We start from the raw sequence: 15827 nt of genomic DNA on the forward strand, positions 1-15827 counted from the left end.
CACAGGTCGGGGGTGCGTCCGTGCGCCGCGGGTGGCACACTCGCGCCATGGCCGACGCCCCATCCGACCCACACGACCCGGCCGCCCGTGTCGACGCCTGGCTCAACGGAGCCTGGATGGTCGCGGCGCTCGCCGCCGCCGCGGAGGGCGCGCCGCTGTCGCGCGAGCACGGCGGGCTGCTGGCCGCCGCGGGGTGCGCGGAACCCGACGGCGACGGGTGGCGGCTGCTCCCGGCCTACCGCGACGTCATCGCGGGCCCGGCCGGGGAGCCGTCCGCCTTCCCCCGCAGGGTCGCTCGGCAGCTGTCCCAGGCCGCCGACGCCGCCCTGGGAGTGGAGGACCACGCGGCGGAGGACGACGCGGCCTTCCTGGCCGAGGGCGCCGCCTCGGGGCGTCGGATGGCGGACTTCCTGAACCTGCTGGAAGCGCGCGTTCCGGGGTTCGGGGACCTCCTCGGCCGGGACGGCCTGCGCTTCCTCGACGCGGGAACCGGGATCGGCGCCATCGCGGCCGCGGTCCTGGACCGCGTCCCCGGATCCCGTGCGGTCGGACTCGACGTCCAGCCCCGGGCACTGCGCCTGGCCGAGCGCCACCTGGGCGAACGCGGGCTGCGCGACCGGGTCGAGCTGCGCCTGCTCGACGTGGCCGGACTGTCCGAGACCGGGTCCTACGACCTGGCCTGGCTTCCCCTCGCGGCGCTCCCTCCCGACGCCGTCGCGCGGGCGCTGCCGCGCGTGCGCGAGGCCCTGCGCCCCGGGGCCTGGCTGCTCACCGCGACCGTGCTGCGCGACGACCCCGGCGACGCCCCGGACGGCGGGGTGCGCGACGCGGTGGTGCGCTGGCGGATGTCCCGCAGCCGGATCACCCCGTGGGGACCGCGGGAGGCCGCGCGCGAACTGTCCGCCGCGGGCTACCGGGACGTGCGGCGGGTGGCCACGTCCGAGCCAGCCCTCACCCTGCTCGTCGCCCGCACGCCCTGAACCGCGGGCCCGCCGCCGGGGCCACCCCGCACATGCCCCGCTCGTCGTCCGCGCGCCCCGACCCTCCCCGCGCGTCAGCGCGTGCCGAGGTAGTTGTTCGGGTCGAGCACGTACTTGCTGGCCGCGCCCTCGTCGAAGGCCCGGTACCCCTCGGGCGCCTCCTCCAGCGGGATCGCCACGGCGTTGACGGCCTCGGCGATCCGCACCCGGTCGTTGAGGATCGCCTCCATCAGTTCGCGGTGGTACTTCATGACCGGGCACTGGCCGGTGAAGAAGGCGTGCGACTTCGACCAGCCCAGCCCGATCCGGACTGACAGGGAACCCTCCCTGGCGGCTTCGTCGGACGCGCCGGGGTCGCCGGTCACGTACAGGCCCGGGATGCCGATGGACCCACCTGCCCTGGTCACGTCCATCGCGGTGTTGAGCACGCTGGCGGGAGCCTCCTTCGAGGCGCCCTCACCCGTCCCGTGCGCCTCGAAGCCGACCGCGTCCACCGCGCAGTCCACCTCGGTGACGCCCAGGATCCGCTCGATCTGCCCGGCCAGGTCGCCCTCGGCCACGTTGACCGTCTCGCACCCGAAGCTGCGGGCCTGCGCCAGCCGCTCCTCCTTCATGTCCGCGACGATCACCACCGCCGCGCCGAGCAGGCGGGCCGACGCGGCGGCGGCCAGCCCGACGGGTCCGGCTCCCGCGACGTAGACGCTCGAACCCACGCCCACGCCCGCGGTGACGCAGCCGTGGTAGCCGGTCGGGAAGATGTCCGAGAGCATCGTCAGGTCCAGGATCTTCTCCATCGCCTGGTCCCGGTCGGGGAAGGCGAGGAGGTTCCAGTCCGCGTAGGGCACGAGCGCGTACCTGGCCTGCCCGCCGACCCAGCCGCCCATGTCGACGTAACCGTAGGCCGAGCCCGGCCGGTCGGGGTTGACGTTCAGGCAGATCTCCGTGCGCCGCGCCTTGCAGTTGCGGCAGCGCCCGCAGGAGATGTTGAACGGGACCGAGACGAGGTCGCCGACCTTGACGAACTCCACGTCGGGCCCGGTCTCGACCACCTCGCCGGTGATCTCGTGGCCCAGGACCAGCCCTTCCGGCGCGGTGGTGCGCCCCCGCACCATGTGCTGGTCGCTGCCGCAGATGTTGGTGGCGACCACCTTCAGGACCGCCCCGTGCGGAACCCTGCGCCCGACGTTCGCCGGGTTGACCCCGGGACCGTCCTTGATGACGAACTCGGGGTAGTCGACGTCCTCGACCTCGACCCGGCCCGCACCCCTGTACACCACACCCCTGTTGCCGGTCATGTCCTTCCCGCCTCTCCGCCCCCGGGTGGGGGCACTTTCCCCTGTGGTTTCCGGTCGGGGCGGTCGGTAACCGGACGCCGGGAGCACCTCCGGACTTCTTTGCCGGATCGGGGTGCGCGGTCGGTGCGTCGGGAGGCGGGTGCGGGGTCGACGCGGTGCGCGCGGCTGGAGGGGTCTGTCAGCCGACGGGGCGGAGGCCGGGGCGGCGACTCGACCGCCCGGGCGTATCCGAGTAGGCCGGGCGGTGTTTGAACCGGTACCATTTCCGAGGGACGCAGCCGGGACCACGGTCGCGGCAGCCCGCCAGCGTAGCTCAATTGGCAGAGCAATCGCCTTGTAAGCGATAGGTTAGGGGTTCAAGTCCCCTCGCTGGCTCTCACATGGTCTGACCTGGGGAGATGCCCGGTCGGTCGCCTAGTAGGGCGGCCTGCCCACCCCGAGAGCAACCGCCTACACCGGCCCCGTCCGTCCGAGGGCGGGCGCGACGGTGCCCCCGCGTCGTACACCGACGCCGTGCGCCGGTTCGCCACCGACCACCCGCTGACCGGGGGTCGGCCCACGGGCGTCCATGTCCGCTTCTACACCGACGCTGACAGCGGCGCTGACATGCTCCAGGGTTGGCGCCCGTCCCCGTGCGTCCGGCGGACGGGCTCGCTCCCGGCGCGCTGTCGTGCACCGCCCCTGCCGAGATCCTCGCCCTGCTACGGACGGCCGTACCTTCCCCGGGCACCGCGCCACCGGCCTCGCGGAGCTGACGGGAGGCCCCGCCCGAGGAGGGCGCTCAGCCTCCTTCGAGTTCCCGGCGCAGGGTAGCGGCGATGCGGGTGAGTGCGGTTCCGAGGTGGCGGCGCTGAGCTGCGCTGAGCGGATCGAACACGAGCCGCTTCACCTGCGCGACGTGTTCCGGTGCGCTCTCGACGAGCTTCTGCCGACCGGCGCCGGTCAGGGTGGCGAGGGTGTACCGGCCGTCGCCGGGGTCGGATCGGCGCACGACCCAGTCACGGGCCTCGAACCGGTCCATCACCTTCGACAGGCGGGGCAGGGTGCTGTCGCAGAGCCGGGCCAGGTCGCTGAGCCGCATGGTGGCCTCGTCGGCCATGGACAGTCGGGCCAGAACCCCGTACTCGAAGTTGGAGATACCGGCCTCCCGCTGTAGCTGGCGGTCGAGGGCCGCTGGGAGGGCGATGACGACCGTGAGCAGCGCCTGCCACAGGTCCTGCTGGTCGTCGTCGAGCCAGGGTTGAGTGTCCATGAGCTTCATCATACTTGCCCGGGCAACTTGAATCACTTGCCCAGGCAACTACTTGTGGGCTACCTTTCAGTTGCCCAGGCAAGTAAAAATACTTGCTTAGGCAAGTGAAGGAGCTGGTTCTGATGACCACCGAGAGCAGCCTGAATCCCCCCTCGCCGGCGCGCGCACCAGCCGCGGCGTACGACGACCTCCTCGCCCGGGTCCTGCCGCAGGCGCGCGGGCAGCGGGTGTGGACCCCCTCCGACGGGCCCATGCCCAGCCTCTTCGTCAGCCACGGCGCACCGTTCACCCTCGACGATCCGCAGTGGCTCGGCGACCTCTTCGACTGGGCCCGGTCGATGCCCAAACCCCGGGCCATCGTCGTCGTCTCGGCCCACTGGGAACAGGCACCGGTCGCGATATCCGGAGCCGCGGCGGGCGTCCCGCTCCACTACGACTTCAGCGGCTTCCACCCCCGCTACAAGACCCTTCCCTACGCGACCCCGGACGCCACCGACCTGGCCCGGCGACTCACGGGCCTGCTGGGCACGACACCGGTACACGAGTTCGCCGACCGCGGCCTCGACCACGGCGCCTTCATCCCGCTCATGGCCATGTACCCGGCCGCCGACGTCCCGGTCGTGCAACTGTCGATGCCCAGCGTGGACCCCGGCGCTCTGCTCGAACTCGGATCACGCCTGCGGCCCCTGCGTGAAGAAGGTGTCCTCATCCTCGGCTCGGGCTTCATGACGCACAGTTTCGCGGTCTTCCGCCAGCCGGAGCTCGTCGACGCCACCACGGCCTTCGACGCATGGGCCGTCGACGCCCTCTCCCGGGGCGACGCCGACGCCCTCATCGACTACCGCGTCAAGGCACCCGGCGCCGCGGTCGCCCATCCGACGGCCGACCACTTCGTCCCGCTGCTGTGCGCCGTCGGCGCCGCTGACGACCCCGGCAGCGCCGTGAGCGCCATCGACCGCATGGTGATGGGCAACTCCACCCGGTCGGTGCGGTTGTCCTGATCGCCCCGACGCGCTCCACCTTCACCCCTGTCCGCCCGTCCCCGGGCGACGACATCAACACACCCTGGAGGAAAGTGTCATGAAGGCAATCCGTTTCCACGAGTTCGGCGGCAGCGAGGTCCTGCGCCACGAGGACGTCGACCGTCCGGTCCCCGGCCCCGGGCAGGTGCTGGTGCGGGTGGCGGCCACGTCGTTCAACCCGGTCGACGACCACATCCGCGCCGGTGCCCTGGCCGAGATGATCCCGATGACCCTCCCGTACGTGCCGGGGATCGACCTGGCGGGCACCATCGCCGAACTCGGCGCGGACGTGACGGGCCTGGACGTCGGCGACCGAGTCGTGGCGATGCTGCCCCTCGACTCCGCCGGCGGGGCCGCCGAGTACGCACTCGCTCCGGCGGAGTCCCTGGCCCCGGCGCCTCGGACGATCGAGCTGGTCGACGCCGCGGCACTGCCGCTGACCGGCCTGGCGGCCTGGCAGACGGCCTTCGAACTCGCCGAGCTGAAGCCCGGCCAGAGCGTCCTGGTCAACGGGGCGGGGGGTGCGGTGGGCAGCCTCGTGGTGCAGCTCGCGGTCGACGCGGGAGCGCACGTGACCGCGGTGGACGCGCCGCAGCACGCAGACCGCCTTCGGAGCTACGGCGCGGACCGGGTCGTCGGCCCCCTCGACCTCGCCGCGGGCCCGGCCGCCGCGGGCGGTCCGTTCCAGGTCGTGGTGAACCACGTGCGCCTCTCCCCGGAGGAGCTCGCGCGGCTGACGGACTACGCGGCCGACGGCGGGGTCGCCGCCAGCACGGCCGGCCCGGTTCCCGAGGACCCCGACCGGAAGGTGCGCAGCGCGAGCCTGTGGGTCCGCAGCGACGGGGCCCAGTTGGCCGACCTCATCGCCAAGGTGGACGCCGGAAGGCTCCGGCTCCACGTCGCCGCGCACCGCCCGATGGCCGAGTTGGCCGCCGTGCACGAGGACGCCGCCACCGGGCGGCTGCCCGGTAAGACCGTCGTGCTCGTTCGCTGACCTCACCCGACCGGGCCGCCCGCCGTTCACTCTCGCGGGCGGGCGGCCCGGAAGCTCGGCGGCCGCACCCGCACGCCGCACCGGTTTCCGGGGTCGTTCAGCGACCCGGCACCGCGACACAGGACTCACGACGGGCGTGCAGAGCACGGGACCGCTGTGCCGCCGTCACTCTTCGGCTTCCTCCAACCGGCCCGTTGCTTCCAGCAGGGCCCCGAAGCGGACCGTCGCGTGAGTCTCGCCCCGCTTGGACCGGGCTTCGCGCGCGCGGAGGCGGACCGGTATGGCGGAGGCGCCGGGACCAAGGAGACTGCACGTCTGGGCTCAGCAGCACCTGCTCAACCGGATGCTGAGACAGCTGTTCTACTGCCTGCAAACGGGTCAGGCCTTCGATGAGCAACGCGGATCACCTCCGATGTGGGGAGGCCCCTTGGGGAGCGTCGGGTTTCCAGCGGCTGTCCAGAGCGTGGTGTGTCGTAGGGGCCCGACTCACCCGGAAAGTAAGCACACACACCGTGGCCGCGCACCCGGTAGTTTGCGACAGGGGCATCTGAGGCTCCAATATGCCTCCGCGGCGACGTTGACGCAGGTCAGAAGGTAGACCAATCCGGCTGATCGGAATGGTCCACCCGTGCCGCGTGGTTTGTGCCTGTTTCGATCGTTTCTGGCTACCGGTAACTGCTCTTGCCAGTGCGGTCAGAGGCACCCCGCAGAGCACCCGACTTCATCGGACGAAGGAATCCTTCAAGGGGAGCGAACAAGGTAAGCCGGAAAGGGGCAACGGCGCGGATCTCCACTGATCAGAGCCGGTGACCTGGTTGCGGTTCGGACGTGCCGGCCGCCGTGGACGGCGCCACCGTCGACTACTGAACGGCAGGCGAGCGTCGCTCACGACCCAGGTCACAGCTCTCGGTTCCGGCACGGCGCACGTTCAGTCACCGCCGCCTCCCTCGCCCCCGTCACCGCTGACGTCGCCATAGCCGTCGTAACCGGAGTCGCCGCGGGAGCCGTCGTAGCCGGAGCCGGAGTCGCCGCGAGGAGTGCTCCGGTGTCCCTCGCCGGTTAAGAACCCGATCACCCCGATGAACGTCGCGACGATGAGCGCCAGGATCCCCACGATCTCTACAAGCTCCAGCACGGCCAAGATCATGAGCAGGGCCGCGAACATGCTCAAGTACGCGGCGCACACGGCGATCATCAGGAGGTGGAAGTTGCGCCCGTGGTGGCGGAGGTCGTCGTAGGAGAAGGCGGTGATCATGAGACACAAGGCGCACACGAGCACACCCGCGGCCAAGACCAGCAACCCGAACCCCATGCCGGGGTGCCCCGGCAGCGCGTGCTTGAGCAAGGCCAGGGTCATCCCCACGTTGCCGCAGGCAGCCCACATCGCGAAGACCACGAACTTGCCGTTGCGGTCCTGGTGGTGGTCCTCGTCGTAGGCGCCGACAACGTTCCAAAGGAACCCGGCGCACGCGAGCGCGAGCCCTCCTGCGACCAGCAACATCGACAGCATGGCTGTCCTCCGCGGTGTGATGGTGGATCGGCTCCTACCTGATCCCGCAGCTGCCGGGGTCAAGGTCTCGGCCGGAGCCGTCCACAAGACCCTCGCAGACGCCAAGGAGTCGTACGCCGCTCCGCGAACACTTGGGTCAGAACGGCCAATGGCGGCAAGCCGCGCCTCGACGGCCCAGTTCTCCCGAACGCCCGGCAACAGGACAAGTAACCGGTGAGTAGCTTCGAGAGCGGGCTTGTCCGCGGGGGATGTTGTGTCGGCTCCTGGTCCCGGCGGTGGCGCGCACCCGCTTGCGCCGGACCGGCGCCCCAGCCCGCCCGCGCATTCGGGTGCGCGGGCGGGCGGACGGTGTCCGGCGCCGCAACGTCGTGCGCGGCTGTGCCCGGAGTCGGTGTGCCGGTAGGGGGAAGAGGCGAATACCGACTACTCGATCACCGGCCTCCACCAGAACGGCCCTCCAAGCGGGTGTTCGCCGTCCCTGATGAGGCGCCCGGGATCGCGGGCAGGGTGGCGAGGTTGGCCGCGTCCGGCCATGGCCCCCCGGACACCTTCCGGGACTCGGCGGCTCCCACCATGGCGCACATGCTGTTCCTGTCCCTATTTACCTTTGACGCAAGGAGTTTTCTCCATGCTTGGGAAGACGACTTCAGCGATCGCCGCCAGTGCGATGAGCGGCCGGGCTTCTGGCCTGGTCCACTCCCGCCGCCGCCGCGACAGCTCCGCAGGCCGCCGCGGCGGTCCCCAACTGCGTTGAGACCGACCTCGACTACAGCGGGTGGACGGACAAGCTGGCAGTGATCAACGACTGTAGCTACAGCGTGCGTGTCAAGGTCGTGCTCGCCTACGAGACCGATCTCGCCTGCACCACAATCCCCTCTGGTTACACCCAAAACTACAGCTGGGGTTATCCCGGCAGGTTCGACGGCCTCGTCGACTGCTGACCGAAGGTCACACCAAGATCACGGAGACCCCCGCGCGACGGTGCGTCGCGTGGGGGCTTCGTCGCGCCCGACTTCGTCAACCTGGGTTGTCTGGCCTCCGATGAGGTTTTCTTATTGAGCTCCAGGAGCCGGGAGGAAACCAACAGCAGCCGAGCGTGCTCCCGACGACATGGCAGTGCTCACCCAGCACCCTCCGAATCCCGGGCCTGCTGCCTCTGCGCTTCGGCTTCCTTCGACCGGCCCGTCTTCTTTGGAGGGTGAAGGGGACTTCATCCGAGGAAGGGGCGTGCCCATGTGGGCGTGGGACGAGGACAACGGCTGGTGCCGGGGCGGGGAGCGCTGGTGCTCCGCGAAGGCGGGTCACGGCCGGGGCCGGTGCCGTCGGGTGAAGGAGCCCGTTGTGCCGGTGGCGGGCCAGCGGGAGCGCCAGATGTTGCTGACCGACCTGCGGGCGCTGGTGGCCTACCTGGAAGCCCACCCGCAGCTGCCGGTGGGGAGATGACCCGCGTGGAGATCACCTACTTCCCCGAGGGGTGCGACGGACACCAGCGGGACCAGGTCGTGCGCCTGGCCGAGGCGCTCGGGATGCGGTCGCGGTGGGAGGGGGAGCACTTCTCGTGCGGCAAGTGGTTCGGGCAGGCCGGATACCGCGTGGTGTCCATCCCCGAGCGTGCGCGGAAGGGCGAGCTGGCCGCGGTAGCCCAATCAGGGGTTCCAGGCGGCGGGCGTGAGCTGGCCCGGTCTCAGAACGGCCCCGGCATGTTCCGGGGCCGTTAGTCGTGTCTCGGGGGTGCTCCTGGTCCGTGACCTCGGACCGTCCCCCGAAGCTACTCCCGGATCACCTAGCCCCTCGCCGTGGCCCCGGGCGAAGCGGGCCTCGACGAGGTGTCGGTCACCTGTCCCTTGAGTCCGACGCGACGTCACACTGTTGAGTGGGCGGCGCCAAGCACCACGAGCGGAAGGCCTCCCCGTGAACGACCCGGCTGAACGAACACGCCTCGACGCCGCCGACTACGCCCGCGCCGAGCAGATGCTCGCGCCGCACAGAGCCCGCCTCATACCGCAGGCCGCCGTCGCACCGCAGTGGTCGAGCGACGGCACCCGGTTCTGGTACCGCTCGGGGACACGGCACATCGTGGTCGATCCGGCGGCGGGCACCAGACGCGACGCGTTCGACCACGAACGTCTGGCGGCGGCGCTGTCACAGAGCTCCGGGCGCGCGGTCGAGGCCGACGCCCTGCCGCTGGCGTCCCTCGACTTCGAGCCTCCGGGCGGCGGCGCCGACGCGACCCGCTTCTCGGCGTTCGGTACCCGGTGGGAGTGGTCGGACCGCGCCTCGTCCTGTACCCGGATCGACGACGACCACCCCGCGGGGCCGGGCGAGGTCGCCTCACCGGACGGGGCGTGGGTGGCGTTCCGCCGCGGGGGCGACGTGTGGGTGCGCAGCCGCGACGACAGGCAGGAGTTCGCGCTCACCGAGGACGCGGAGCCGGACTGGGACTACGGCGGCCTGCCCGACGCCGCCACGAAGGTATCGCTGCCCCTGCAGGGCCTGGATGCGCCGCTCGTGGCCGAGTGGTCGCCGGACTCCACCCGGCTGCTCACCCACCGGATCGACCAGCGGGGGCTGCCCGAACAGGTGCTGGTGGAGTCGTCTCCGCCCGGGGGAGGGCGGCCGGTGGCACACCGCATCCGCTACCCCATGCCCGACGACGAGGCCCAGGCGACGGTGTCGTGGCGCGTGCTCGACGTCGGTACCCGGCAGGTCGTCGGCGAACAGGGCGACCCGGAGGTCCTCTCGGTCCACAACCTGACGCGACGGTGGTGGACGGGACAGTGGGGCAGCGCGATCCACGTCCTACACCAGTCGAGGGACGGGCGCACCGTGGAACTGCGCCGTCTCGACCCGCTCACCGGGGCGCGGACGACGCTGGTCACCGAGACCGACCGCACCCGGGTCGACCCCTCGCCCTACCTCCACCTCCCTCCGGTGACGCGTGTGCTGGACTCCGGGGAGATCCTGTGGTGGTCCCAGCGCGACGGTTGGGGCCACCTCTACCTCTACTCCGCCGACGGCGGCCGGGTCGAGCGGGTCACCGAGGGGCCGTGGCTGGTCCACCGGGTGCTGTGGGTCGACGAGGACCGCCGCCAGGTGTGGTTCGTCGCCTGCGGACTCCACGCCGACGACCCCTACGTGCGACAGATCTGCCGCGTGGGCCTCGAAGGCAGCGGGTTCGAGCGGCTCACCGACGACGACCTCGACCACGACGCGGTCAGCCCTCCGCAGGGCGGCTACCTCCTCGACCGGGCCTCGGACGTGGCCACGCCGCCGCGGGCTCGGGTGCTCGACGGCGACGGGCTGCCCCTGGTCGAACTCGAAGCCCCGGACACCGCTCCGCTCCGAGCGGCGGGCTGGAGCCCGCCCGAGCGGTTCCGCACCCTCGCCGCCGACGGGCGCACTCCGATCCACGGCGTGCTGTGGCGCCCGCACGGCTTCGATCCGGCCAGGCGCTACCCCGTCGTCGACCACTGCTACCCCGGGCCCAACACGCACCGGGCGTCGCCGGCGTTCGGGAACCTGTTCACCGGGGAGCCCGAGGCGCTGGCCGCGCTCGGGTTCGCCGTGGTCGCGATCGACGGCCGGGGCACCCCGCTGCGCAGCAAGGCGTTCCTGGACCACTCCTACACGGGGGACCTGGGCATGTCGGCGGCGTTGGCCGACCACGTCGCCGCCATCCGCGAACTGGGGCGCCGCCACCCCTGGTTGGACACCGGCCGAGTGGCCATGACCGGCGATTCGGGGGGCGGTTTCGCCACGGCCCGTGCCCTGCTCACCCATCCGGAGTTCTACACCGTGGGCGTCGCGCGGACCGGCGCCCACGACTTCTCGGTCTACCTGCCCTTCTGGACGGAACAGTTCTGCGGCGAGCCCAGCGCGGAGAACCGCCGGGCCATGGTCAACACGCACCTGGCCGACAACCTGCGCGGCAAGCTCCTGCTGATCGACGGCGAGCTCGACGACAACGTGCTGCACTACCAGAGCCTGCGCCTCGTCGACGCGCTCATCGACGCCGACGCCGACGTCGACATGCTCCTCGTGCCCGGTGTCGACCACAGCCTCATCGGCCGCTACCACTACATCACGCGGCGGACCTGGGACTACCTGGTGCGCCACCTGCACGGCACCGAGCCACCGCGCTACCGCCTCGCTCCGCTCCCGCCGATGCCGGAGTGGGCCGTCGTCCCGTCCTGAGGACGCGCCGGTAGGGTCCCCCCCGAGTCACAGCGGGTTGCGGGTTCAGGACTGCTCCCGAGCAACGGACTGCTGCCCGGAGGCGGGTCGGTCGGCGGCGCAGACCGGCCGGTGTCACGGGGTACCGGACATCACGCGTTCGATCCGGGCGGGTGGTGGTTCTTCCGCGGTGCGTAGGGGACCGCGGGCGTCCGGGCCGGAACCGAAGCGGATCCAGGCCAGCTCCCGCGCCCGGCGCCGGTCGAGTGCGAGCAGACTGCGCGCGCCCGGTGCGAACGCCGCAGGCCTGTGCCGGGTGGCCGCGCGCAGCCGCCGCCAGCGCCGTGAGTGCACCCGGTGGCTGCGCTCGGTCACCCGCCGCCCCCGGGCGTCCTGTCCGCTCCGGGCCTCCTGCGGGGTGGCGTCGATCATCAGCACGTGGACCTCGTACCGGCGGAGCCGGCAGAGCAGGGCGAGCAGCACGCGGACCGAGCGCCGGGTCCCGCACTCGTGCACCACCACGGGGCCGCCGCGCAGCGCCGCGGCCACACGGGCCAGGTGCAGTACGTGCACCACCCAGCGCCACAGCGGGTAGGGGACGCGGCCGAGCAGCGCCCCGAGCCGGTAGCGCGACTGCAATGAGTCGATCACCCGCACACCGTCCGCGGCGACCACGGTCCGGTCCTCGTCCCCGCGCAGACCGAACAGCCGCCGCAGCAGCGTGCTCTTCCCGGCCCCGGGCACCCCGGTGACCACCACCAGGGACCGCCGGGGGTAGACCGCCCCGCGCACCCTCGCGTCGTTCTCCGAGGGCGCGTACCGCACCAGACCCTGGGACATCTTCGGTAGCTCCTCAAAGCCGACCTGGGCGCCGGTGGGGTGCGGATCCACAGCGGCCGCGTCACCGACATCATGGCGCTGCTGTGCGTGTACTGACCTGAGAGGTTGGTGCCGCGGAAGGCGGGAGGGCCGCCGATCGCGTTGTGGAACCGGTGGTGATTGTAGTGATGCCGCCACCTCGGAACGCCTCCGGTTCCTCTCGTCGGCCGGGTTCCCGCCGCGGGTCGGGCGGAAGCGGTCGTCCACCGCGCTGTGCAGGTGGGCATACCCCGTGTCGGAGTGGTTCTCGCGCCCCCGGCCGGGTCCGAGCCCCTTGCGGCCGCCGCCGTCGGGGATGTCGCCGGGTTTCCCGAGGTCCACGTGCACCAGCTCGCCGGGGAGCTCACCGCCACGCACCGCGCACGCGCGGGACGCTCGTCGAGACCCCTCCTCGGGCTCGCTGAGGTGTGCCCGTCGGGCCTGGATGCCGCCCGTTCGCAGATCAGCCCCCCGATTCGATCAGTGGCGTGAGCCCGTCCAGCAGGTGTTTCATGCCGAGGTCGAAGATCGCGTGCACGTCGGTCGGCCCCGAGACGCTGAACGTCAGGGGGAACCTGCCCTGCTCGGCGATCCGCAGGAACTCCTCGCCCCTGGACCGCCACCAGTGCTCGGCGTCCATCCCTGCCTCGTACCCCTCCACCACCGCACGCGTGCCCTGGAGCGCCATGCCGGAGGTGTAGGCGGACACGAAGGTGAGGATCGCCATGGCCGCGTCCGGTGAGCGCCCCTGGCCGGTGATCACCCGCATCATCCACTCGGCGTTCTGCACCAGCCCGGGGGACTGGACCGCTCCGGCGAGTGGGGTCAGCCGCACGGTCCAGGGGTGCCTCCGGTAGATGCCCCACTCCGTCAGCAGCGCCAGTTCGAGCGCCTCGCGCCAGTCGGCGGGCGGCGGTTCGGGCAGGGCGTGCTCCGTGTAGACCTGGTCGATCATCGCCGTCACCAGCGCGTCCTTGTTCGCGACGTGGCGGTACAGGGCCATGGTGCTCACCCCCAGGTGGGTGGCGACCCTGCGCATGGACAGGCCGTCGACGCCCTCGGCGTCGGCGATGGTGATCGCGGCCAGGACGATGGCCTCCCGGCCGAGACCGGTCTCGGCCGGCGGGCGGTGTTCTCCCGCCTGCGCCGGACGCGGGCGTTCCCGCTGCCGCTGTGGTCCTCGTGGCTCCGGGGCGGAGGGGGGCGCGTCCCGCACGAGGGTTCCGACCCCGCGCACCGCTTCGACCAGGCCTTCCTGGCGCAGGGACGCCAGCGCCTTGGTCGCGGTGGCCATGGCCACGCCCCACTCGCGCATGATCTCCCGCGTCGAGGGCACACGCTCTCCCGGTCCCAGCTCCCCGGCGTCGATGCGCGCGCGGATGTCGGCGACGACCCGTGCGTAGGGCGGCAGCTCCCGTTTTCCGGTCGTGGACACCACTGACCCCCTTCGGTCCTGTCCCGCTGCTCCAGAGTGTACTAGTGCACGATGGGGGCTTGGGTTACCTCGTTGAAGGTGCCGGGGCGTCCTGAAGAACCTCCTTCGATCCGTAGTGCACTAGGGCAGTGCGCTGGATGCGGTGAGCTTTTCGGCTATTGGTCAGGGTTTACTGCGGGGGGCATGCTGTGTGTACGATGTACGCACAGCGCGTCGCCCCGAGGTGCGCCCCGGTGCGCACCTCGGCGCGTACGCCGTCCATCGGAGCCCACGGCCCTTTCGGAGGCCACCATGTCCCACACGCCCACATCCGAGGCCCGCACCGCTCCGGCCTCGGACCACCCGCTTCCGCTCGACCGCCGCTCCCTGGCCCCGGACCTGGCCCGCGGCGTCATGCTGCTGTTCATCGCACTCGCCCACACGCACCTGTTCACCGTGTTCATCGGTGGCCTTGAGGGTGCTCCCACCACAGCGGACCAGATCACCACCGCGGGCACGGTCATGTTCGTCGACCTGCGCAGCTACCCCATGTTCGCGGCCCTGTTCGGTTACGGCCTGGCCCAGATCCACCGCCGCCGCGGCGAACGGGGGCACGCCTGGCCCCGGACCCGCGGCCTGCTGCGCCGACGCGGCCTGTGGCTGGTCGTCTTCGGGCTGGCGCACACGGTGCTGCTCTTCCCCGCGGACATCCTGGCCGTCTACGGCCTGGTGACGCTGCTCCTGGCGGGCGTACTGCGGCTGCGCGACCGGACCCTGGTGCTCCTGGCGGCGGTCTGGCTCCCCGTGGCCACGGCCGTGCACGCCCTGATCGCCGCCGAGGACTCCCTGACGGGCCAGGGCATGCCGCTGATGCCCGACGGGTTCGTGGACGAGCTCCTCTTCCGGCTGACCCTGTTCTCGGTCCTGGCCGTGGTGATGTTCGCCAGCACCCTCGTCCCCTTCCTGGTCGGCGTCCTGGCAGCCCGGCACCGACTCCTGGAGCGGCCCCACGAGCACCTGCGGCTTCTGCGCACGACCGCGATCGTGGGGATCCCCCTGGCTGTGCTGGGCGGCCTTCCCCTGGCACTGGACAAGGCGGGGGTGTGGACCGGCGCCGCCGCCGGGGACGTCGTGGTCACCACCGCCCTGCACCAGGTGAGCGGCTACGCGGGAGCTCTGGGCTACACGGCGCTCATCGCCCTGGTCGCGGCCCGCCTCACGGGCCGGGAGGGGCCGGTGACCAACGCGCTGGCCGCACTCGGACAGCGCTCGATGACCTTCTACCTGGCCCAGTCCGTGGCCTGGGCGGTGCTGTTCTCCTCCTACACGCTCGACCTGCACCTGACGTCGCCTGCCATCGGCGTGGGCGTCGCGGTGTCCGTGTGGCTGACCACGGTGCTGCTCGCCGACCTCATGCGCCGCCGAGGCGTGCGCGGGCCGGCCGAGGCGGCGCTGCGCCGCCTGACCTACGGGCCTCCTCGCTGAGCCGACCGGTCCTCCCGACGCGGTGGCGGGTACGGGGCCGCCGCCGAGCGGCTACGGCAGAGCCCGTGGCCCCGTTCCGAGGGGCCGGTCGTCGGGCGAGGGCCGTGGCCGGGTCACACGAGGCGCTGGTCGGCGCGGCACCGGTCGGTTCGTCTCGTGCCGGCCGCGCCGGAGAGGACTGGCGCGCCGCCTCGCCCGGGCCGCGTTCACGGACGCGTTCACGGACGTGTTCGCGGCCGGCCCCGCGGGGGGGGGGAGGGGGACACCGGTGACACACGCGGTCCACGTCGGGCCCCGAGCATGATTACTTCGAGACGAGAAGTAAATTCGCTATGCTCGGGGCATGGGGCACAGTGAGCTGGAGCTGGCGGTGGTGGCGACCCAGGACGTCGTGACGCGGGCGAACGTCCAGCTGGAGACGGCGCTGGCCGAGCACCGTCTCACGCGCGCCACCGCGCAGGCCCTGTGGGAGATCGACCCCGACGAGACGCCCCCGTCGATGAAGACGATGGCCGGGCGGCTGTTCTGCCAGGCGCCCAACCTGAGCTTCGTGGTCAACCAGCTCGCCGACAGGGGGCTGGTGGAGCGGCAGGTGGACCCCGCCGACCGCCGCTCGCGTGTGCTCGTCCTGACCGCCGAAGGCCGTCGCGTGCGCGCCGCGGTCATCGAGGCGGCCGTGGCCACGACCCCGCTGGCCAAGCTCGACGAGGCCGAGTTGCGCCAGCTCGTGGCGCTGTTGGGCAAGGCCCTCCAACCGTCCGCGTAGGGGCTCCGGGCGGGGATGACCGTCCGCTGCGGCGAGCGCCGGGTCGCTCGTCCTGCTCGTGCCCAGCGTCACCGTCGC

13 protein-coding genes and 1 tRNA gene are annotated in these 15827 nt (G+C 71.9%); 9 read left to right on the forward strand and 5 right to left on the reverse strand.

All coding sequences use genetic code 11. The features are described from left to right. Positions 1-47: 47 nt before the first annotated feature. Positions 48-980 (forward strand): SAM-dependent methyltransferase, encoded by a 933-nt coding sequence (locus HGB44_RS01285; protein WP_061083534.1) that lies wholly within the window; start codon positions 48-50, stop codon positions 978-980. A 74-nt stretch (positions 981-1054) separates the two neighbouring features. Here the strand turns inward: HGB44_RS01285 and fdhA are convergent, their stop codons facing one another. After that, positions 1055-2275 (reverse strand): formaldehyde dehydrogenase, glutathione-independent, encoded by a 1221-nt coding sequence (gene fdhA, locus HGB44_RS01290; protein ID WP_061083535.1) that lies wholly within the window; start codon positions 2273-2275, stop codon positions 1055-1057. A 302-nt stretch (positions 2276-2577) separates the two neighbouring features. On the opposite strand from fdhA, the gene HGB44_RS01295 reads away from it, so the two are divergent. Next, positions 2578-2650 (forward strand) — tRNA-Thr (locus tag HGB44_RS01295). 406 nt (positions 2651-3056) lie between these two features. Here the strand turns inward: HGB44_RS01295 and HGB44_RS01300 are convergent. Beyond that, positions 3057-3527, reverse strand: coding sequence for a MarR family winged helix-turn-helix transcriptional regulator (locus HGB44_RS01300; protein WP_061083536.1), 471 nt, complete (start codon positions 3525-3527; stop codon positions 3057-3059). A 122-nt stretch (positions 3528-3649) separates the two neighbouring features. Between HGB44_RS01300 and HGB44_RS01305 the strand changes: the two genes are divergently transcribed. Beyond that, on the forward strand, positions 3650-4528 hold the full coding sequence (locus HGB44_RS01305; protein ID WP_061083537.1) for a DODA-type extradiol aromatic ring-opening family dioxygenase: 879 nt from the start codon (positions 3650-3652) through the stop codon (positions 4526-4528). A gap of 79 nt (positions 4529-4607) precedes the next feature. Then, the gene (locus tag HGB44_RS01310; RefSeq protein WP_061083538.1) at positions 4608-5543 is read left to right on the forward strand and encodes an NADP-dependent oxidoreductase; all 936 of its coding nucleotides are present in this window, start codon (positions 4608-4610) and stop codon (positions 5541-5543) included. 928 nt (positions 5544-6471) lie between these two features. Here HGB44_RS01310 and HGB44_RS01315 read toward each other — a convergent pair. Next, complete coding sequence (locus HGB44_RS01315; protein WP_061083539.1) at positions 6472-7053, reverse strand: hypothetical protein; 582 nt, start codon at positions 7051-7053, stop codon at positions 6472-6474. 1227 nt (positions 7054-8280) lie between these two features. On the opposite strand from HGB44_RS01315, the gene HGB44_RS31695 reads away from it, so the two are divergent. From HGB44_RS31695 to HGB44_RS01325, 3 genes are all read left to right on the forward strand, one after another. Next, positions 8281-8496, forward strand: a complete 216-nt coding sequence (locus HGB44_RS31695) for a hypothetical protein (protein ID WP_231972429.1) — start codon at positions 8281-8283, stop codon at positions 8494-8496. Next, the gene (locus HGB44_RS31700) at positions 8493-8771 is read left to right on the forward strand and encodes a hypothetical protein (protein WP_231972430.1); all 279 of its coding nucleotides are present in this window, start codon (positions 8493-8495) and stop codon (positions 8769-8771) included. Before HGB44_RS31695 ends, HGB44_RS31700 begins: the two co-directional genes overlap by 4 nt. Before the next feature lie 193 nt (positions 8772-8964). Then, complete coding sequence (locus tag HGB44_RS01325; protein WP_231972431.1) at positions 8965-11247, forward strand: S9 family peptidase; 2283 nt, start codon at positions 8965-8967, stop codon at positions 11245-11247. A 114-nt stretch (positions 11248-11361) separates the two neighbouring features. On the opposite strand, the gene HGB44_RS01330 is transcribed toward HGB44_RS01325, so the two are convergent. After that, complete coding sequence (locus tag HGB44_RS01330; protein ID WP_061080653.1) at positions 11362-12066, reverse strand: AAA family ATPase; 705 nt, start codon at positions 12064-12066, stop codon at positions 11362-11364. A gap of 481 nt (positions 12067-12547) precedes the next feature. Continuing rightward, on the reverse strand, positions 12548-13522 hold the full coding sequence (locus HGB44_RS01335; RefSeq protein ID WP_061080655.1) for a GntR family transcriptional regulator: 975 nt from the start codon (positions 13520-13522) through the stop codon (positions 12548-12550). A gap of 288 nt (positions 13523-13810) precedes the next feature. Here HGB44_RS01335 and HGB44_RS01340 point away from each other — a divergent pair, with 288 nt between their 5' ends. Together HGB44_RS01340 and HGB44_RS01345 are read left to right on the forward strand one after the other, a co-directional pair. Further along, a complete protein-coding gene (locus HGB44_RS01340) occupies positions 13811-14983 on the forward strand; it encodes a DUF418 domain-containing protein (RefSeq protein WP_061080656.1) in 1173 nt (390 codons plus the stop codon). Between the two features lie 343 nt (positions 14984-15326). After that, complete coding sequence (locus HGB44_RS01345; RefSeq protein ID WP_061080657.1) at positions 15327-15749, forward strand: MarR family winged helix-turn-helix transcriptional regulator; 423 nt, start codon at positions 15327-15329, stop codon at positions 15747-15749. The last annotated feature ends 78 nt before the right edge of the window (positions 15750-15827 follow it).

The sequence above is a fragment of the Nocardiopsis alborubida genome (assembly GCF_012396365.1).
Lineage (GTDB): Bacteria > Actinomycetota > Actinomycetes > Streptosporangiales > Streptosporangiaceae > Nocardiopsis > Nocardiopsis alborubida.

Coding starts and splice junctions, on each gene's coding strand:
- HGB44_RS01315 (WP_061083539.1), bottom strand. CDS start 7,053: ATGCTGTCGATGTTGCTGGTCGCAGGAGGGCTCGCGCTCGCGTGCGCC.
- HGB44_RS01340 (WP_061080656.1), top strand. CDS start 13,811: ATGTCCCACACGCCCACATCCGAGGCCCGCACCGCTCCGGCCTCGGAC.
- HGB44_RS01330 (WP_061080653.1), bottom strand. CDS start 12,066: ATGTCCCAGGGTCTGGTGCGGTACGCGCCCTCGGAGAACGACGCGAGG.
- HGB44_RS01285 (WP_061083534.1), top strand. CDS start 48: ATGGCCGACGCCCCATCCGACCCACACGACCCGGCCGCCCGTGTCGAC.
- HGB44_RS01310 (WP_061083538.1), top strand. CDS start 4,608: ATGAAGGCAATCCGTTTCCACGAGTTCGGCGGCAGCGAGGTCCTGCGC.
- fdhA (WP_061083535.1), bottom strand. CDS start 2,275: ATGACCGGCAACAGGGGTGTGGTGTACAGGGGTGCGGGCCGGGTCGAG.
- HGB44_RS01345 (WP_061080657.1), top strand. CDS start 15,327: ATGGGGCACAGTGAGCTGGAGCTGGCGGTGGTGGCGACCCAGGACGTC.
- HGB44_RS01300 (WP_061083536.1), bottom strand. CDS start 3,527: ATGGACACTCAACCCTGGCTCGACGACGACCAGCAGGACCTGTGGCAG.
- HGB44_RS01305 (WP_061083537.1), top strand. CDS start 3,650: ATGACCACCGAGAGCAGCCTGAATCCCCCCTCGCCGGCGCGCGCACCA.
- HGB44_RS31700 (WP_231972430.1), top strand. CDS start 8,493: ATGACCCGCGTGGAGATCACCTACTTCCCCGAGGGGTGCGACGGACAC.